At 64.1% G+C, this 17,622-nt stretch carries 18 protein-coding genes; all 18 read left to right on the forward strand.

Annotation, left to right across the window (positions count from 1 at the left end; genetic code table 11):
* The first annotated feature begins 9 nt into the window (after window positions 1-9).
* The 18 genes from ACIGJC_RS05105 to ureE all read left to right on the forward strand — a co-directional run bounded on the left by ACIGJC_RS05105 (window position 10) and on the right by ureE (window position 17,613).
* Window positions 10-1,128, forward strand: coding sequence for an acyl-CoA dehydrogenase family protein (locus ACIGJC_RS05105; protein ID WP_483710935.1), 1,119 nt, complete (start codon window positions 10-12; stop codon window positions 1,126-1,128).
* Between the two features lie 161 nt (window positions 1,129-1,289).
* A complete protein-coding gene (locus ACIGJC_RS05110) occupies window positions 1,290-1,733 on the forward strand; it encodes a MaoC family dehydratase (protein WP_483710936.1) in 444 nt (147 codons plus the stop codon).
* Window positions 1,734-1,770: 37 nt separating this feature from the next.
* Window positions 1,771-2,247, forward strand: a complete 477-nt coding sequence (locus tag ACIGJC_RS05115; protein ID WP_483710937.1) for a MaoC family dehydratase — start codon at window positions 1,771-1,773, stop codon at window positions 2,245-2,247.
* Window positions 2,248-2,816: 569 nt separating this feature from the next.
* The gene (gene cyoA / locus ACIGJC_RS05120) at window positions 2,817-3,788 is read left to right on the forward strand and encodes a ubiquinol oxidase subunit II (protein ID WP_483710938.1); all 972 of its coding nucleotides are present in this window, start codon (window positions 2,817-2,819) and stop codon (window positions 3,786-3,788) included.
* 8 nt (window positions 3,789-3,796) lie between these two features.
* Window positions 3,797-5,770, forward strand: coding sequence for a cytochrome o ubiquinol oxidase subunit I (gene cyoB, locus ACIGJC_RS05125; RefSeq protein WP_483711465.1), 1,974 nt, complete (start codon window positions 3,797-3,799; stop codon window positions 5,768-5,770).
* A gap of 5 nt (window positions 5,771-5,775) precedes the next feature.
* Entirely contained in the window at window positions 5,776-6,423 is a 648-nt protein-coding gene (gene cyoC / locus ACIGJC_RS05130) for a cytochrome o ubiquinol oxidase subunit III (protein WP_483710939.1), read from the forward strand.
* Window positions 6,424-6,774, forward strand: a complete 351-nt coding sequence (gene cyoD / locus ACIGJC_RS05135; RefSeq protein ID WP_483710940.1) for a cytochrome o ubiquinol oxidase subunit IV — start codon at window positions 6,424-6,426, stop codon at window positions 6,772-6,774.
* 353 nt (window positions 6,775-7,127) lie between these two features.
* Window positions 7,128-8,384, forward strand: coding sequence for an urea ABC transporter substrate-binding protein (gene urtA, locus ACIGJC_RS05140; protein WP_483710941.1), 1,257 nt, complete (start codon window positions 7,128-7,130; stop codon window positions 8,382-8,384).
* Between the two features lie 127 nt (window positions 8,385-8,511).
* Window positions 8,512-10,173: an urea ABC transporter permease subunit UrtB gene (urtB, locus tag ACIGJC_RS05145; RefSeq protein WP_483710942.1), complete on the forward strand. Its 1,662-nt coding sequence runs from the start codon at window positions 8,512-8,514 to the stop codon at window positions 10,171-10,173.
* The gene (gene urtC / locus ACIGJC_RS05150; RefSeq protein WP_483711466.1) at window positions 10,173-11,381 is read left to right on the forward strand and encodes an urea ABC transporter permease subunit UrtC; all 1,209 of its coding nucleotides are present in this window, start codon (window positions 10,173-10,175) and stop codon (window positions 11,379-11,381) included. Before urtB ends, urtC begins: the two co-directional genes overlap by 1 nt.
* Window positions 11,378-12,226 (forward strand): urea ABC transporter ATP-binding protein UrtD, encoded by an 849-nt coding sequence (gene urtD, locus ACIGJC_RS05155; protein WP_483710943.1) that lies wholly within the window; start codon window positions 11,378-11,380, stop codon window positions 12,224-12,226. The genes urtC and urtD overlap by 4 nt, the downstream gene beginning before the upstream one ends.
* A gap of 2 nt (window positions 12,227-12,228) precedes the next feature.
* The gene (gene urtE / locus ACIGJC_RS05160; protein WP_483710944.1) at window positions 12,229-12,921 is read left to right on the forward strand and encodes an urea ABC transporter ATP-binding subunit UrtE; all 693 of its coding nucleotides are present in this window, start codon (window positions 12,229-12,231) and stop codon (window positions 12,919-12,921) included.
* Between the two features lie 134 nt (window positions 12,922-13,055).
* On the forward strand, window positions 13,056-13,925 hold the full coding sequence (locus ACIGJC_RS05165; RefSeq protein WP_483710945.1) for an urease accessory protein UreD: 870 nt from the start codon (window positions 13,056-13,058) through the stop codon (window positions 13,923-13,925).
* A 43-nt stretch (window positions 13,926-13,968) separates the two neighbouring features.
* Window positions 13,969-14,271: an urease subunit gamma gene (locus tag ACIGJC_RS05170; RefSeq protein ID WP_483710946.1), complete on the forward strand. Its 303-nt coding sequence runs from the start codon at window positions 13,969-13,971 to the stop codon at window positions 14,269-14,271.
* Window positions 14,272-14,301: 30 nt separating this feature from the next.
* Window positions 14,302-14,913, forward strand: a complete 612-nt coding sequence (locus ACIGJC_RS05175) for a HupE/UreJ family protein (RefSeq protein ID WP_483710947.1) — start codon at window positions 14,302-14,304, stop codon at window positions 14,911-14,913.
* A gap of 10 nt (window positions 14,914-14,923) precedes the next feature.
* A complete protein-coding gene (locus ACIGJC_RS05180) occupies window positions 14,924-15,229 on the forward strand; it encodes an urease subunit beta (RefSeq protein ID WP_483710948.1) in 306 nt (101 codons plus the stop codon).
* The gene (ureC, locus tag ACIGJC_RS05185; RefSeq protein ID WP_483710949.1) at window positions 15,226-16,944 is read left to right on the forward strand and encodes an urease subunit alpha; all 1,719 of its coding nucleotides are present in this window, start codon (window positions 15,226-15,228) and stop codon (window positions 16,942-16,944) included. Before ACIGJC_RS05180 ends, ureC begins: the two co-directional genes overlap by 4 nt.
* Before the next feature lie 9 nt (window positions 16,945-16,953).
* On the forward strand, window positions 16,954-17,613 hold the full coding sequence (ureE, locus tag ACIGJC_RS05190; RefSeq protein ID WP_483710950.1) for an urease accessory protein UreE: 660 nt from the start codon (window positions 16,954-16,956) through the stop codon (window positions 17,611-17,613).
* Window positions 17,614-17,622 lie beyond the last annotated feature (9 nt).

A 17,622-nucleotide genomic window follows, 5' to 3' on the forward strand; every position in this document is an offset into this window, starting at 1 on the left:
ACACGGAACATGAACTTCAATCTCAGCGACGAACAAAAGCAGCTGGCTGACGCCGTACGCCGTTTCATCGACAAGGACTACGATTTCGAGTCGCGCAAGAAGCGCTATGAGAGCGAGACTGGCTATGGCGAATCCGCCTGGGGCTCGATCGTCGAGCTCGGCCTGACCGCGCTGCCGGTGCCGGAAGCGCAGGGCGGCTTCTCCGGCAAGGCGCTGGACATGATGGTGGTGCAGCAAGAACTGGGCCGCGGCCTGGTCGTCGAGCCGTACCTGGCGACCGTCGTGGGCGCTTATGCCCTGGGCCTGGCCGGTGGCCAGGAAGCGCTGCTGGAGCAAGTGGCCGGTGGCGAACTGAAGCTCGCGGTGGCGTTCAACGAGCCGCAGGCGCGCTATGAGCTGAACAACGTGCGCGTCACCGCGCGCGACGGCAAGCTCAACGGCCGCAAGACCGTGGTGCTGCATGGCGGCCAGGCCGACAAGCTGATCGTGTCGGCACGCACCGGGGGGGCGGACGCAGATCGTGACGGCATCTCGCTGTTCCTGGTCGACGCCAGGGGCGCCGGCGTCAGCATCAAGGACTACCGCACCATCGACAACCTGCGCGCGGCCGATGTCACGTTCCAGGATGCCCCGGCGCAATTGCTGGGCGAAGCTGGCAAGGCCTTCGAGCAGGTCGAGCAGGTGGCCGACTACGCCGCGGTGCTGCTGTGCGCCGAGGCCGTGGGCGTGATGGACACGCTCAACGCCGCAACGCTCGATTACGCCAAGCAGCGCCAGCAGTTCGGCGTGGTGATCGCGCGCTTCCAGGCGCTGCAGCATCGGATGGTCGAGATGTTTATCCAGGCCGAACAATCCCGCTCGATCACGCTGCTGGCCGCAGCCCGCTTTGAAGAGTCGACGCCGGAAGAGCGCCGCCGCTACGTATCGGCTGCCAAGGCCCGCGTTGGCCAGGCCGCGCGCTACGTCGGCCAGGAGGCCGTGCAGATCCACGGCGGCATGGGCGTGACCAACGAACTGCCGGCCGCGCACATGTTCAAGCGCCTGACGCTTATCAACACCACGTTCGGTGACGTCGATCACCACCTGGGACGGTTTGCCGCCCAGGCAAGCTTCCAGCAAGCTGCCTGATCGAGTCAATGCCCCAGTCGAAACCGCGCCGTAGTCCAGGCGCGGTTTTTTTCTTTGCGCGCAGTTAGGGGCGGGTTCGGCAAATACGGACGCACGCCGTTACCTGCCATGCGAATATCGCGATGACAAGTCAAAAGTCAGCGACAACGGAGATATGACCGATGCTGTATTTCGAGGACTTTGCAGTCGGCAGCCGCCGCGAACTCGGCTCCTACCTCGTCACCGAGGAAGAGATCCTCGGCTTTGCCCGCCAGTATGACCCGCAGCCATTCCATATCGACAAGGAGGCCGCGGCCAAAAGTATCTATGGCGGCCTGATTTCGAGCGGCTGGATGACGTGCTCGATCATGATGCGCCTGCTGGTGCTGAGCAGCACCGGCAAGTCGGCGAGCATGGGTTCGCCGGGCGTCGACGAGATCCGCTGGCTCAAGCCGGTCTATGCCGGCGACACGCTGACTGTCGTGCTCAATGTGCTGGATTCCCGGCCATCGCAATCCAAGCCGGATCGCGGTGTCGTCCATACCCAATGGGAAGCCACCAACCAGCGCGGCGAACTGGTCTGCACGGTCAAAGGCATGGGCATGTACGGCCGGCGCCCCGCCTGAGATCGCCCCCAACCTAAACAACGAGGAGATAACGGACATGCGCACCATCGCATCGCTCGAAGAACTGGAAAGCCTGCAAGGACAGGAGGTCGCCATCAGCGACTGGATGGAGATCACCCAGGAGCAGGTAAACCTGTTTGCCGAGGCGACCGGCGACCACCAGTGGATCCACGTCGACGTGGAGCGCGCCAAAAAGGAATCGCCTTACGGTGGCCCGATCGCGCATGGCTTCCTGACGCTGTCGCTGGTACCCAAGTTCATGCACAACGCGCTGCACATGCCGTCGAAGATCGGCGTGAACTACGGCCTGAACCGCGTGCGCTTCACCGCGCCGGTGCCCGTGGGCAGCAAGCTGCGCGCGCGTATCAAACTGCTGAAGGTCGAGCGGCTCGACCCGCTGCCCAAGTCGCCTGAACTGGTGGGCGCCCAGTCGACCTGGGAAGTGACGATCGAGCGCGAGGGCAGTGACCGTCCGGTGTGCGTGGCGGAGTCGATTAGCCGCCGCTACGGCTGAACCATTGTTGTTTTGTTGATACAGGAAGAAAAAAACCGCCGTCCGGCGGTTTTTTTCGGTTTTTAACGTTAATGAGGATGTTGCAACACATTTTTAGCGGCGCGAACGACGCTTTTAAGAATTGTCCGATTTTCTGAACAGTGTGTTCTGTGCTGTTGGGTTTACCCGTAATGCTGCATTGCGGTACAGTCGCGCCCACGATGTTTTACGTGTTGCGCATTCCGGCCGGAAACCGCGCTTGCCCACAAGGCAGGCTTGCCGGGAAGTGCAAAAACCTCGTGGTTCAACGCTACCCGGCCGCAGTTTCGAGCCGGGACCGTTCGCGGTTTCGGCCATCAATTGCCGCAGTGCCCCCGCCTAAGGCGAGCCGCTCGCGCAGTCGTCAGTTGTCCTTCCGTGTTCATGGCGTTGTCAGGCCGCATGGTCATCCGGCGTTAAGTCCGCCAGACCCCAACGCCAGCTAAGGACACGTCCTTCAGGTTTTCCCTCAGCCCAACGCCTCTTGCTTCCGGCATCAGGCGGTGAAGCCACGCTTTGCCCAAGCGCGGCCTAACCAAACCAGTCGTGACATGAAGAAACCCATACTGCCGCGGTGGACGCGGTCCCTGCCAAGCCTCGGCCTGCTCTTGCTGCTCGCCGGCTGCAACATGACGCTGCTCGACCCGAAGGGGCAGGTAGGCGTCGACATCAAAGGCATCATCCTGATCGCCACCTGGCTCATGCTGCTGGTGGTGGTGCCGGTGATCATCCTGACGCTGGTGTTCGCCTGGAAGTACCGCGCAAGCAATACCTCGGCACGCTATGAACCCGACTGGTCGCACTCGACCGCGATCGAAGTCGTGGTGTGGCTGATTCCCTGCCTGATCATCATCGCGCTGGGCATCATCACGTGGAAGTCTTCGCACGACCTGGACCCGTACAAGCCGCTCGAATCGAAACAGAAGCCGATCACCGTCGAGGCGGTGGCGATGAACTGGAAGTGGCTGTTCATCTATCCGGAACTGAAGATCGCGACGGTCAACCAGATCGCGTTCCCGGTGGGCACGCCGGTGAACTTCAAGATCACCTCCGATTCAATCATGAATTCGTTCTTCATCCCGCAACTGGGCAGCCAGGTTTACGCGATGGCAGGGATGGAGACCAAGCTGCACCTGATTGCCAACGAAGCCGGCACGTATGACGGCATGTCCGCCAACTACAGCGGCGGCGGCTTCTCGGGCATGAAGTTCAAGGCGACGGCCATGTCGAACTTCGAGTTCGACGCGTGGGTCGCCAAGGTGCGCGCCTCCGAACGTCAGCTCGCCAGCGCGGACTACAAGGTCCTGGCGCAGCCGAGCGAAGCGGAGCCGGTTGCCTACTACGGCAAGGTCGAAGACGGCCTGTTCACCGGCGTCCTGCACCAATACATGGGCAACGACGGCCATGCCATGGCCCGCGAGGGTTTCGATGGCGGCCCGATCTGCACGTCGCGTAACACGCTCGGCGAAGAGCGGGTGTCCATGGCCACGCCGGCCAAGCCGGCGCTGGGCGCGCAATCCTAGGAGCAATGATGTTTGGCAAATTGAGTTTGTCGGCGATTCCGTTTCATGAGCCGATCATCATGGTCGTACTGGCCGGTGTCGCCCTCGGCGGCGCTGCGCTGCTAGGCGCGATCACGTATTTCAAGAAGTGGGGCTACCTCTGGAATGAGTGGTTCACTTCCGTCGATCACAAGAAGATCGGCGTGATGTACTGCCTGGTCGCGCTGGTCATGCTGCTGCGCGGCTTTTCCGACGCGCTCATGATGCGCATGCAGCTGGCGCTTGCTACCAACGGTGCCCACGGCGTCCTGCCGCCGGAACACTACGACCAGATCTTCACCGCCCACGGCGTGATCATGATCTTCTTCGTGGCCATGCCGCTGATGACGGGCCTGATGAACCTCGTGGTGCCCCTGCAGATCGGTGCGCGCGACGTGGCCTTCCCGTTCCTGAACACGCTGTCGTTCTGGCTGTTCGTGTCGGGCGCCATGCTGGTGAACGTCTCGCTGGGCGTTGGCGAATTCGCCAAGACCGGCTGGCTCGCTTACCCGCCGCTGTCCGGCCTGGACTTCAGCCCGGGCGTGGGGGTGGACTACTACCTCTGGTCCTTGCAGATTTCAGGGTTGGGCACGCTGCTGACCGGCGTGAACTTCCTGGTGACCATCCTGAAGATGCGCGCCCCGGGCATGACCCTGATGCGCATGCCGGTGTTCACCTGGACCGCCCTGTGCACCAACGTGCTGATCGTGGCCGCCTTCCCGGTGCTGACGGTGTCGCTGGCACTGCTGGGCCTGGACCGCTACTTCGACATGCATTTCTTCACGAACGATGGCGGCGGCAATGCCATGATGTACGTGAACCTGATTTGGATCTGGGGCCACCCCGAGGTGTACATCCTGATCCTGCCGGCGTTCGGTATCTTCTCTGAAGTCATCGCTACGTTCTCGGGCAAGAAGCTGTTCGGCTACAAGGGCATGGTGTACGCGACCGCGGCCATCATGGTGCTGTCGTTCATCGTGTGGCTGCACCACTTCTTCACGATGGGCTCCGGTGCGAACGTCAACGCGTTCTTCGGTATCACGACCATGATCATCTCCATCCCGACCGGGGTGAAGATCTTCAACTGGCTGTTCACGATGTACCGTGGCCGCGTGCAGATGACCACGCCGGTGCTGTGGACGCTGGGCTTCATGATCACCTTCGTGATCGGCGGCATGACCGGCGTGCTGATGGCCGTGCCGGCAGCCGACTTCGTGCTGCACAACAGCCTGTTCCTGATCGCCCACTTCCACAACGTGATCATCGGCGGCGTGCTGTTCGGCTACCTGGCGGGCATCACCTACTGGTGGCCGAAGGCGTTCGGCTTCAAGCTGAACGAGCGTCTGGGCAAGTACGCCTTCTGGTGCTGGCTGGTGGGCTTCTATTTCGCCTTCATGCCGCTGTACGTGCTGGGCCTGATGGGCATGACCCGTCGCCTGAACCACACCGACAACCCGGCCTGGACGCCGTGGCTGTACCTGGCCGTGGTCGGCGTGGTGTTCGTGGCGCTGGGCATCTTCTTCCAGGTGCTGCAGATCGTCGTGTCGATCCGCGACCGCAAGAAGCTGGCCGACGTGACCGGCGACCCGTGGGGTGGCCGCACGCTGGAATGGGCAACTTCGTCGCCGCCGCCGTTCTACAACTTCGCGCACACCCCGGTGGTGCGTGACCTGGACGCGTTCGCCGACATGAAGGCGCGTGGCGAAACCATCCCGACCAGCGGCTACGAGCAGATCCACATGCCGAAGAACACCGGCGCCGGTTTCTGGATGGGCCTGTTCAGCCTGGTGCTGGGCTTTGCCCTGGTCTGGCACATCTGGTGGCTTGCCGCCGTGGGCCTGGTTGGCATGGTGGTGTCGTTCATCCGCCGCGCCAACGATGACCACATCGACTACTACGTGCCGGCCGCCGAGGTCGAGCAGATTGAAACGCGCCAACTGCAGCGCATTGCTTCGCAGGCCTGATAACCATGTCGACAGAAGTCCTTGATCGCTTCGGGGCGGCGCAAGCCCCGGCTCATGCGCACTCGCATGACGACACGCACGACCACGCGCACCACGACACCAGCGAGAACACCATCTTTGGTTTCTGGCTGTACCTGATGAGCGACTGCATCCTGTTCGCGTGCCTGTTCGCCGCGTTCGCCGTCCTGCGCGGCGAAGTGGCGGGTGGCCCGTCGGGCAAGGAGCTGTTCGAGCTCAACTACGTGCTGACCGAGACCTTCATCCTGCTGTTCTCGTCGATCACGTACGGCTTCGCGATGATCTCGCTGCAGAACCGCTCGAAAGTGCGGGTGCTGGTCTGGCTGGCTATCACGTTCGCGCTGGGCGCCGCGTTCATGTACATGGAAATCAATGAATTCCATCACCTGATCGCCGAAGGCGCCGGCCCCAGCCGCAGCGCGTTCCTGTCGTCGTTCTTCACGCTGGTGGGCACCCACGGCCTGCACGTCGCAAGCGGCATGGTGTGGATGCTGGTCCTGATGTGGCAAGTCAGCAAGAAGGGCCTGACCCCGACCATGTCCAAGCGCCTGAACTGCCTCAGCCTGTTCTGGCACTTCCTGGACGTCGTGTGGATCGGCGTCTTCACCGTGGTCTACCTGATGGGGGCAATGTAAATGGCACAGCAACACGCAGCATCGGCCCACGCCGAGTCGCACGGCCACAGCAGCTTCAAGTCCTATGTGATCGGCTTCGTGCTGGCGGTGATCCTGACCGTCATCCCGTTCAAGATCGTGATGGACGGCACCATGGACCGCGGCACGACCCTGCTGATCATCCTCGGCATGGCCGCGGTGCAGGTCGTCGTGCACCTGAAGTACTTCCTCCATATGGATGGTTCGAAGGAGCAGCGCTGGAACGTGATGTCGTTCCTGTTCACGCTGCTGATCCTGTTCATCGTGCTGGCCGGCTCGCTCTGGATCATGCACAACATGAACGCGAACATGATGCCGTGGATGATGAAGTAATCGTCTCTGGACGATAGACAACGGGGCCTTGGGGCCCCGTTCTTGTTTGTGGCGGTGCATCGCGCACCGTGGCGCGGCATTCCTCCCGGCGCCTTCCCATTTTCGGCGCCGGCGTGCCCTCGGCCTCGCTTGCACCCGATTGCGCCGTGCACGCGCGCGGTGCGTCTCGTTCGTTCCCGTCCGGCACCAGCATGGTGCTTTCGCGCGGTATCTCCCTGGAATTGTCTCTTGCCGGTCGCCCCGGCGGCGTCTGGCCATCCGTCGATGTCCTGGCGAGCCATGGCACGGTAGTTGCGGATGCACCACCCGGGGAGCGTTGAGTCCCGTAACCAAACGACAAACTGGGAGCTGCAATGAAACGACGTGACATGCTGAAGCTGTCGGCGGTAGCCGCCGCGGCCATGATCGGCGCGAGCCCGCTGGCGATGGCGCAGTCCAAGGACCCGATCAAGATCGGCATCCTGCATTCGTTGTCCGGCACCATGGCCATCTCGGAGACGTCGCTCAAGGACGTCGCGCTGATGACCATCGACGAGATCAACAAGAGCGGTGGCGTGCTCGGCCGCAAGCTGGAGCCGGTGGTCGTGGATCCGGCGTCGAACTGGCCGCTGTTCGCCGAGAAGGCGCGCCAGCTGATCACCAAGGACAAGGTTGCGGTCACGTTCGGCTGCTGGACTTCGGTGTCGCGCAAGTCCGTGCTGCCGGTCTATGAAGAGCTGAACTCGCTGCTGTTCTACCCGGTGCAGTATGAAGGCGAGGAGATGTCCAAGAACGTCTTCTACACCGGCGCAGCACCCAACCAGCAGGCCATTCCGGCGGTCGAGTACCTGATGAGCAAGGAAGGCGGCGGCGCCAAGCGTTTCTTCCTGCTCGGCACCGACTACGTCTATCCGCGCACCACCAACAAGATCCTGCGCGCGTTCCTGAAGAGCAAGGGCGTGGCCGACAAGGATATCGAAGAGGTCTACACCCCGTTCGGCCATAGCGACTACCAGACCATCGTCGCCAACATCAAGAAGTTCTCGCAGGGCGGCAAGACCGCCGTGATCTCCACCATCAACGGCGACTCCAACGTGCCGTTCTACAAGGAACTCGGCAATGCGGGCCTGAAGGCCAAGGACGTGCCGGTGGTGGCCTTCTCCGTGGGCGAAGAAGAACTGCGCGGCATCGATACCAAGCCGCTGGTGGGTCACCTGGCCGCATGGAACTACTTCATGTCGGTCAAGAACCCCGAGAACGAAGCGTTCAAGAAGCAGTGGGCAGCCTGGGTCAAGGCGAACAACCTGCCCGGCGGCGACAAGCGGGTGACCAATGACCCGATGGAGGCCACCTATGTCGGTATCCATATGTGGGCACAGGCCGTGAAGAAGGCCGGCACGACCGATCCCGACAAGGTGCGCGCGGCCATGTATGGCCAGACCTTCAAGGCGCCGGACGGCTTCACGCTGACCATGGGCGACAACCATCACCTGTTCAAGCCGGTGATGATCGGCGAAGTGAAGGGCGACGGGCAGTTCACCGTGGTGTGGAAGACCGCCAAGCCCATCCGCGCGCAGCCGTGGAGCCCGTTCATCTCCGGCAACGAAGGCAAGCCGGACAAGGTGATGTAAGGCAGCGTGCCACACCCTGGCAGGCGTGCATCGCCGGCTCTTCGTGGCCGGCGGTGCGCGTCCCTGCCGGTCTCCTGATCCAAGAGAAAACAGGTCGCGACCACGCGCCGCCCATTCGCCAGCACCTATGTCCCAATCGTTACCGAAGATCGCCATATCATGGCTGCGCGCCATGCTGGCTGCGCTGCTGCTTGCCGCGCCGCTATGGGCGGCCGCCGCAGGCGCACTGACGCAGGCCGACCTCAAGCCATTGGCCGAGGACGATTTCGATGCCAAGACCGCGGCCCTGTCCGCGCTGGCCAAGGCCCCTCCCGAGCAGGCCGGCCCGATCCTCAAGGCGCTGCAGGACGATTCGCTTCAGTACGCCCCATCGGTGGGCATGGTGCGCCAGGAAGGCGACAAGACCGTCGATGCGATCACCGGCAAGCCGGTCACGGTCAAGGCCGGCGAGCTGGAATCGCTGACCCTGAACAACAGCCTGCGCGCCATCGTGGACAGCGCCGCGAGCGGTCTGCAGTTGCAGTCGCCCGATATCGCGGTGCGCTCGCAGGCCATCAATACGCTGTACGACCAGCCCGAAAGTGCCTCGCGCGCCGGCGTGGAAGCCGCGCGCAAGGTGGAGGCCGATCCCGGCCTGCGCGCACGGCTGGACGTGATCTGGGCCACCACCGTGCTGGCCGAGGAGACGAACGCCGGCGACAAGGCACAGCGTGATGCGCGGCTTGAGGCCATTGGCATCCTGGGCCGCGACAGCAATCCGCAAAGCCGCCAGAAGCTGGCGCCCCTGGTCGAGCGGGGCAGCGATGGCAAGTACCGCGAACCGGATGTCGAAGTACGCGTGGCCGCGCAGCAGGCACTCGATGCATTGCGCAGCGACCAGCGCCGCGCCGACCTGATCGGCAACCTGTTCGCCGGCCTGAGCCTGGGTAGCGTGCTGCTGCTGGCGGCGCTGGGCCTGGCGATCACCTATGGCCTGATCGGCGTCATCAACATGGCGCACGGCGAGTTCCTGATGATCGGCGCGTATGCCACCTACGTCGTGCAGACGCTGTTCCGCACCTACGCGCCCGGCGCGTTCGACTGGTATCTGCCCGCAGCGCTGCCGGCCTCGTTCCTCGCCGCGGGTATCGTCGGTTTCGTGCTGGAACGCCTGGTGCTGCGCCATCTCTATGGTCGTCCGCTGGAGACGCTGCTGGCCACGTTCGGCGTGAGCCTGCTGCTGATGCAGGCCGTGCGCACGCTGTTCGGCGCGCAGAACGTGGAAGTGGCCAACCCGGCCTGGATGAGCGGCGGCGTCGAATGGATGCCGGGCCTGGTGATCCCGTACAACCGCATCGTCATCATCCTGTTCGCGCTGGCCGTGGTGGCCGTTGCCTGGGCCGTGCTCAATCGTACGCGCCTTGGCCTGTTCGTGCGCGCCACCACGCAGAACCGCACCATGGCCGCCTGCGTGGGCGTGCGCACGTGGAAGGTGGACAGCTACGCCTTTGCCTTCGGCGCGGGCATTGCCGGCATGGGTGGCTGCGCGCTGTCGCAGATCGGCAATGTCGGCCCGGACCTGGGCCAGGCTTACATCATCGATTCGTTCATGGTCGTGGTGCTGGGTGGCGTCGGGCAGCTGGCGGGCACGATCGTCGGCGCGTTCGGGCTCGGCATCATCAACAAGTTCATCGAGCCGTTCTACGGCGCGGTGCTGGCCAAGATCTTTGTCCTGGTGCTGATCGTGCTGTTCATCCAGAAGCGGCCGCAGGGACTTTTCGCGCTCAAGGGGCGCAGCGCGGAGGCATGATGCAGAGCTTTCATTCCAATTCGCCGGCGGCGCAATTTCGGCTTGCCGTGCCCGAACGTCAGCCGCTGTTCACCGGGCGCGGTTGGACTTTGCTGGTGGCCTTGACGGTGGTGGTTGCCATCGGCGTGCCGGTGTGCGCGCTGCTGGTGCCTGAGGGCCATCCGCTGCACCTGTCCGCTTATGCGCTGACGCTGATCGGCAAGATCATGTGCTATGCGCTGGCCGCCATTGCGCTGGATCTGGTGTGGGGCTACTGCGGCATCCTGAGTCTTGGCCATGGCTTGTTCTTCGCGCTGGGCGGCTACGCAATGGGCATGTACCTGATGCGTTCGATCGGCCGTGAAGGCGTGTACAAGAGCGACCTGCCGGACTTCATGGTGTTCCTCGACTGGAAGGAGCTGCCCTGGTTCTGGCACGGCACCGAGCACCTGGGTTATGCGTTGCTGCTCGTGGTACTGGTGCCGGGAGTGCTGGCCTGGCTGTTCGGCTTCTTCGCGTTTCGCTCGCGCATCAAGGGCGTGTACCTGTCGATCATCACGCAAGCCATGACGTATGCGGCGATGCTGCTGTTCTTCCGCAATGAAACGGGTTTCGGTGGCAACAACGGGTTCACCGACTTCAAGCGCATCGCCGGTTATGCCGTGGCCGCACCGCAGACACGCACCGCGCTGTTCGTGCTGACCTTCCTGGCGTTGCTCGCCGGATTCGTGGCCTGCCGCTACATCGTCACGTCCAAGCTCGGCCGCGTCGTGACCGCCGTGCGCGATGCCGAGATGCGCGTGATGTTTTCGGGCTACAACCCGCTCGGCTACAAGCTGTTCGTCTGGACGTTCTCGGCCGTGCTGTGCGGCATTGCCGGCGCGCTGTACGTGCCGCAGGTGGGCATCATCAACCCGGGTGAGATGTCGCCGGGCAACTCGATCGAGATGGCTGTCTGGGTGGCGGTTGGCGGCCGCGGCACGCTGATCGGACCGGTGATCGGGGCCTTCCTCGTCAACGGCGCCAAGACGATGTTCACGGCCTACTTCGCCGAGTACTGGCTGTTCCTGCTCGGCGCGATGTTCGTGCTGGTCACGCTGTACCTGCCTGATGGCGTGATTGGCCTGTTGAAGCGCCTGCGCGAGCGCAACCGCCGCACGGAGCCGGCGGCCGGGAACGATCCTGTATCCAGCCCTGCCGTGGCGGGGCGCACCGGAGGCGAAGCATGAATGCCGCGCTCGAATACGGCCAGGCGGAAAGCGGCAATGCGACGGGACTGGGCCGCGTGGTGGAGCCCGGCACGATCGATGTGTCGCATGGTCCGATCCTCTACCTTGAAGACCTGACGGTGCAGTTCGGCGGCTTTCGCGCGCTCAACAAGCTGAGCCTGTCGATCGACCACGGCGAGCTGCGCTGCGTGATCGGCCCCAACGGCGCGGGCAAGACCACGATGATGGATGTCATCACCGGCAAGACCGGCCCGCGCAATGCCAATGTCAGCGGCCGCGTGTTCCTGGGCCAGACCATCGACCTGATGCGCATGACCGAGCCGCGCATCGCGCAGGTCGGCATCGGCCGCAAGTTCCAGAAGCCGACGGTGTTCGAACAGCATGCCGTCTGGGAAAACCTGGAACTCGCGATGAAGGCCGACAAGCGCTGGTGGTCGTCGCTGCGCGCGCGGCTCACGGGGGATGGGCATCGGCGCATTGAAGAAACACTCGCGCTAACCGGCCTCGAGGACGAGGCCTACCGCCCGGCGGGACTGCTGTCGCATGGCCAGAAGCAGCGCCTGGAGATCGGCATGCTGCTGATGCAGCAGCCGCAACTGCTGCTGCTGGACGAGCCCGTGGCCGGCATGACCGATGAGGAAACCATGCAGCTCGCCGCGTTGCTGAACAGCCTGCGCGGCAGCTGCTCGATGATGGTGGTCGAGCACGACATGGAATTTGTCGCGGCGCTGGCCGGCGACGAAGGCAAGGTCACGGTGCTGGCCGAAGGCAGCTTGCTGGCGGAAGGCACGCTGGAGAGCGTCAAGCGCGACGAACGCGTGATCGAATCCTACCTGGGAAGATAGCCATGCTGCAGGTCAATGCACTGAACCAGTTCTATGGCGGCAGCCATATCTTGCGGAACGTTTCTTTCGAAGTGCCGGGCGGCAAGCTGACCACGCTGCTGGGCCGCAACGGTGTCGGCAAGAGCACCTTGCTCAAGTGCCTGATGGGCGTCGTGCCCACGCGCAGCGGCAGTATCCAGTGGGATGGCCGAGCGCTGGAGAAGAAGGCGCCCTATGAGCGAGTTTCGGCTGGCCTTGCCTACGTGCCGCAGGGGCGCGAGATCTTTCCGCGGCTGACAGTGGAAGAGAACTTGCTGATCGGTGCCGCCAGCCGCGCACGGCCTTCGGGCGTACCGGATCGCATCTACCAGTTGTTCCCGGTGCTGCGCACCATGCGCCAGCGCCGTGGCGGCGACCTGTCGGGCGGGCAGCAGCAACAGCTTGCCATCGGCCGCGCGCTGATGAGCGAGCCGGGCCTGCTGATCCTCGACGAGCCGACCGAAGGCATCCAGCCGTCGATCATCCAGGACATCGGGCGTGCGCTGCGTCTGCTGGTCGACGAGTTCGGCATGACGGTGCTGCTGGTCGAGCAGTACTACGAGTTCGCGCGCCATATCGCCGATCACTACGTGGTCATGAGCCGCGGCGAAGTCGTGGCGAAGGGCGAGGGGGCCAATATGGAGCAGGATGGCGTGCGGGAGCTGATTGTCGTGTAAGCGTGCCAGGCGGGACAGCGGGTACCGCGCGCTGCGCTTTCGCGTCGGCGGCCGGCGCGCTATGATTTCCGGCATCCGCTGCGGCGCTTGCTGCGGCTCGCGCCCCCCTGCGTCGCCGGTCTACTCATCGAGCCATGCGTCATCCTGATTTTCCCGCCACCGTCGCCATGCTGCCTTCATGGCAGGCCAGCTTGCGCCTGCGCTTTGCCGCACGCGGCGAGCGTACCGTGCTGGCCCTGCGCCAACACCAGGGACCGTTGATGGTGCAGAAGCCGCTTTATCCCGAAGGCGGCATCTGCCACGCCGTCATCCTGCATCCGCCGGCAGGCGTGGCGGGCGGCGACAGTCTCGATATCGCGTTGCATGCGGAAGCCGGCGCGCACGCGGTGATCGCGACGCCCGGTGCCACCAAGTGGTACAAGTCGCTCGGCCGTGATGCGTGCCAGCATGTGCGGCTGACCGTGGATGACGGCGCCCGGCTCGATTGGCTGCCGCAGGAGAACATCGTATTCGACGATGCGCGCGCGCGCATCGTGACCGAACTCGATATCGCGTCGGGCGGCAGCGCCATCGGCTGGGATGCCGTGGTGCTCGGGCGGCAGGCGTCCGGCGAGCAATGGGCGCGCGGCGCGCTCTGGCTCGACACGCAGGTGCGCTGCGACGGGCGCGCGTTATGGATCGAGCAATCGCATCTGGACGCCGCCTCACCGTTGCGCGGTGCGTTGCCAGGGCTGGATGGTATGTCCGTGCTGGGCACGCTGTGGGCGGTGGGCAGCGCAGCCACGCAGGAACTTGCCGAGACGCTGGCCGAGCGCCTGCCGCTCACGGAGGACCTGCGCGCAGGCGTGACCTGCCTGTCGTCACCGGCGCAGTCGATGCTGCTGCTGCGCGTGCTGGGCCGGCAGATTGAGCCAGTCAGGCAACTCTTGGTCGACGCGTGGAGCGCGCTGCGCGACCCGATCCACGGCGTGCCGGCACGGCCGCTGCGGCTGTGGGCGACATGAGCTATCAGGAATCAGGCATTCGAGAACGACAAGGACAACCACGATGGAACTGACACCGAGAGAGAAAGACAAGCTGCTGATCTTCACCGCCGCACTGCTGGCCGAACGTCGGCGCGCGCGCGGGCTCAAGCTCAACTATCCGGAATCGGTGGCGCTTATCACTGCCGCAATCATGGAAGGCGCGCGCGATGGCCGCACCGTGGCTGAACTGATGCACGAAGGCACCACCGTGCTGAGCCGCGAAGACGTGATGGATGGCGTGGCCGAGATGATTCCCGAGATCCAGGTCGAAGCGACGTTTCCGGATGGCACCAAGCTTGTCACCGTGCACCATCCGATTATCTGACAACACCAACAACATCCACCGAGAGCCGCTATGAAACGTTTCGCATGCTCGCGCCTGGCCATGGGCGCCACGCTGTCCTTCGCTGCCGTCTCCGCGTTCGCCCACCCGGGCCATGATGCCGCTACCGTTGCCGCCAGCCTGTGGGCAGGACTGCTGCATCCGTTCACCGGCGCCGATCACTTGCTGGCGATGGCTGCAGTGGGGGTCTGGAGCGCACTGGGCGCGCGCTCGGCTGCAGAGACACTGCGCCTGCCGCTCGCCTTCGTTACGTTGATGCTGGCCGGTGCCGCGCTGGGGCTGTCCGGGCTGGTGCTGCCAGCCGTTGAGCCGATGATTGCCGCCTCGCTGCTGGTGGTCGGCGTGCTGGTAGCGATGCGCGCAAAGCTGCCGGCATGGGCCGGCATGGCAATCGTGGGCAGCTTCGCTGTGTTCCATGGCTATGCCCACGGTGCCGAGCTGCCCGCTACGGCCGCGGCGGCCCCCGCAGTGCTGGCCTATGTCGGCGGCTTCGCGGTGGCGACCATGGTGCTGCACCTCCTTGGCATTGTCGCGGGTACGGTCCTGCGCCATCGTGCGGGCTGGCTCGCGCGCGTGGCCGGAGCGGGGGTGGCGCTGTACGGTGCCGGCCTGCTGGTTGCGTGAGGAGACGACGATGATGCCCGGTGAACTGATGCCCGCCGATGGTGAGATCGAACTCAATGCCGGCCGGTCCACGGTAAGCGTGACGGTTGCCAATACTGGCGACCGTCCGATCCAGGTCGGCTCGCATTTCCATTTCTACGAGACCAATGCGGCACTGTCGTTCGACCGCGCGGCCGCGCGCGGCTTCCGTCTCAATATCGCGGCCGGCACCGCGGTGCGGTTCGAGCCGGGCCAGACGCGTACCGTGGAACTGGTGGCGCTCGATGGTGACCGTATCGTCTACGGCTTCAACGGCAAAGTCATGGGAGCGCTGTGATGGTGAAGATCACCAGGCAAGCCTATGCCGAGATGTTTGGCCCGACCACCGGAGACCGCGTGCGCCTGGCCGACACCGGGCTCGTGATCGAAGTCGAGAAGGACTTCACGATCTACGGTGAGGAGGTGAAGTTCGGCGGCGGCAAGGTGATTCGCGATGGCATGGGGCAGAGCCAGCGCATGGCAAAGGACTGCGTCGATACCGTCATCACCAATGCGCTGATCGTGGACCACTGGGGCATCGTCAAGGCGGATATCGGCTTGAAGGGCGGACGCATCGCGGGGATCGGCAAGGCCGGCAATCCGGATATCCAGCCGGGCGTGACCATCGTGATTGGTCCCGGCACAGAAGTGATTGCGGGCGAGGGCATGATCGTTACCGCAGGCGGTATCGATACGCATATCCACTTCATCTGCCCGCAGCAAATCGAAGAGGCGCTGATGAGCGGCGTGACGACCATGATCGGCGGCGGCACAGGCCCGGCCACGGGTACGTTCGCGACTACCGTGACGCCGGGGCCGTGGTACATGGAACGCATGCTGCAGGCCATCGATGCGTATCCGATGAACATCGGGCTGCTTGGCAAGGGCAATGCAAGCCAGCAGGCGCCGATCCTTGAACAGGTAGAGGCAGGCGCCATTGGCCTCAAGCTGCACGAAGACTGGGGCACGACGCCTGCGGCAATCGACACCTGCCTGTCGGTGGCCGATGCAACCGATACGCAAGTAGCGATCCACACCGATACGCTTAACGAAGCGGGGTTTGTCGAGGCGACCATCGCCGCGTTCAAGGGCCGCACCATTCACACGTATCACACCGAGGGCGCCGGCGGCGGCCATGCTCCGGACATCATCAAGGTGTGCGGCGAGGCCAACGTGCTGCCGTCGTCGACCAATCCGACGCGGCCCTACACGGTCAACACGCTGGACGAGCATCTCGACATGCTGATGGTGTGCCACCACCTGGACCCGTCCATTGCCGAGGATATCGCCTTCGCAGAAAGCCGCATCCGCCGCGAGACCATCGCCGCCGAAGACATCCTGCACGACCTTGGCGCGTTCTCGATGATCTCTAGCGATTCGCAGGCCATGGGACGCGTGGGCGAGGTCATCATCCGCACCTGGCAGACCGCGCACAAGATGGCCGCGCAGCGCGGCAAGCTGCCGGGCGATCCACACGATGCGCGTGGCGGGCACGACAATTTCCGCGTCAGGCGCTATATCGCCAAGTACACGATCAACCCGGCGCTGACGCATGGCATCGCGCATGAGGTAGGTTCGATCGAAGTGGGCAAGTGGGCGGACCTGGTGCTGTGGCGTCCGGCGTTCTTCGGCGTGAAGCCAAGCCTGATCCTGAAGGGCGGGATGATCGCCGCCGCGGCGATGGGCGACCCCAATGCCTCGATCCCGACGCCGCAGCCTGTGCACTACCGTCCGATGTTCGCGTCGGCGGGCGGCGCGCTGCACCGGTCGTCGCTGACCTTTGTCTCGCAGGCCGCGATCGCTGCGAATGTCGGTGAGCGTTACGGCCTGGCCAAAACGCTGTCGGCGGTGCGCGGTACGCGCACCGTGAGCAAGCGCGACATGGTGCACAATGACTGGCAGCCTCACGTCACCGTCGATCCGGAAACCTATCAAGTCGTGGCCGATGGCCAGTTGCTGATGTGCGAGCCCGCCACCGAGCTGCCCATGGCGCAGCGCTATTTCCTGTTCTGACATTCTCCGATGCTGAAGATTGACAAAGTCCTGAGCGCCCCGCACGGCATCGCCACCGTGCTGGTGCGCCGCGCCCCGAAGCTGGTCCTGCCGTTCTCGGAACGCAGCAAGAGCCGCCTGCGCGCGGTGCTCGACAATGGGGAAGAGGCCGCGCTGTTCCTGCCGCGCGGCACAGTATTGCGCGGCGGCGACCTGCTGGTGGCGGAAGACGGCGGCTTTATCGAAGTCTTGGCCGCGCCGGAACGCGTGCTGGAAGTCCGCGCCGTGGACTCGCAGGCGCTGATGCGCGCGGCGTATCACCTGGGCAACCGGCACACGCCGGTGGAGGTGGGGCGCGATTATTTACGGCTGGAGTTCGATCCGGTGCTGGCGGACATGCTTGCGCGTCTAGGCGTGCAGGCCGTTCAAGCGCAGGCGCCATTCGAGCCAGAAGCGGGTGCGTATGGCGGTGGTCACAAGCACGGGCATGACGCGACGTTCGCCGAGGATTATGCGGCGGCGCAGGCGGTGTTTCGTGAGCATCATGGCTCGCACTCGCACTCGCACTCGCACTCGCACTCGCACTCGCACTCGCACTCGCATGAGCATGAGCATGAGCATGAGCATGAGCATGAACATGAACATGAACATGAGCATGAGCATGATGAGAATTGTGGGCACAAGCATTGATGTTGCTTG

It is taken from the genome of Cupriavidus sp. C3SS-1 (assembly GCF_057073755.1).

Excerpts from the sequence above, each read along its gene's own strand:
- cyoA (WP_483710938.1), top strand. The coding sequence starts at position 2,817 with ATGAAGAAACCCATACTGCCGCGGTGGACGCGGTCCCTGCCAAGCCTC.
- cyoC (WP_483710939.1), top strand. The coding sequence starts at position 5,776 with ATGTCGACAGAAGTCCTTGATCGCTTCGGGGCGGCGCAAGCCCCGGCT.
- cyoB (WP_483711465.1), top strand. The coding sequence starts at position 3,797 with ATGTTTGGCAAATTGAGTTTGTCGGCGATTCCGTTTCATGAGCCGATC.
- ACIGJC_RS05105 (WP_483710935.1), top strand. The coding sequence starts at position 10 with ATGAACTTCAATCTCAGCGACGAACAAAAGCAGCTGGCTGACGCCGTA.
- ureE (WP_483710950.1), top strand. The coding sequence starts at position 16,954 with ATGCTGAAGATTGACAAAGTCCTGAGCGCCCCGCACGGCATCGCCACC.
- ACIGJC_RS05170 (WP_483710946.1), top strand. The coding sequence starts at position 13,969 with ATGGAACTGACACCGAGAGAGAAAGACAAGCTGCTGATCTTCACCGCC.
- cyoD (WP_483710940.1), top strand. The coding sequence starts at position 6,424 with ATGGCACAGCAACACGCAGCATCGGCCCACGCCGAGTCGCACGGCCAC.
- urtA (WP_483710941.1), top strand. The coding sequence starts at position 7,128 with ATGAAACGACGTGACATGCTGAAGCTGTCGGCGGTAGCCGCCGCGGCC.
- ACIGJC_RS05175 (WP_483710947.1), top strand. The coding sequence starts at position 14,302 with ATGAAACGTTTCGCATGCTCGCGCCTGGCCATGGGCGCCACGCTGTCC.
- urtE (WP_483710944.1), top strand. The coding sequence starts at position 12,229 with ATGCTGCAGGTCAATGCACTGAACCAGTTCTATGGCGGCAGCCATATC.
- ACIGJC_RS05165 (WP_483710945.1), top strand. The coding sequence starts at position 13,056 with ATGCGTCATCCTGATTTTCCCGCCACCGTCGCCATGCTGCCTTCATGG.
- urtB (WP_483710942.1), top strand. The coding sequence starts at position 8,512 with ATGTCCCAATCGTTACCGAAGATCGCCATATCATGGCTGCGCGCCATG.
- ACIGJC_RS05180 (WP_483710948.1), top strand. The coding sequence starts at position 14,924 with ATGATGCCCGGTGAACTGATGCCCGCCGATGGTGAGATCGAACTCAAT.
- urtC (WP_483711466.1), top strand. The coding sequence starts at position 10,173 with ATGCAGAGCTTTCATTCCAATTCGCCGGCGGCGCAATTTCGGCTTGCC.
- urtD (WP_483710943.1), top strand. The coding sequence starts at position 11,378 with ATGAATGCCGCGCTCGAATACGGCCAGGCGGAAAGCGGCAATGCGACG.
- ACIGJC_RS05110 (WP_483710936.1), top strand. The coding sequence starts at position 1,290 with ATGCTGTATTTCGAGGACTTTGCAGTCGGCAGCCGCCGCGAACTCGGC.
- ACIGJC_RS05115 (WP_483710937.1), top strand. The coding sequence starts at position 1,771 with ATGCGCACCATCGCATCGCTCGAAGAACTGGAAAGCCTGCAAGGACAG.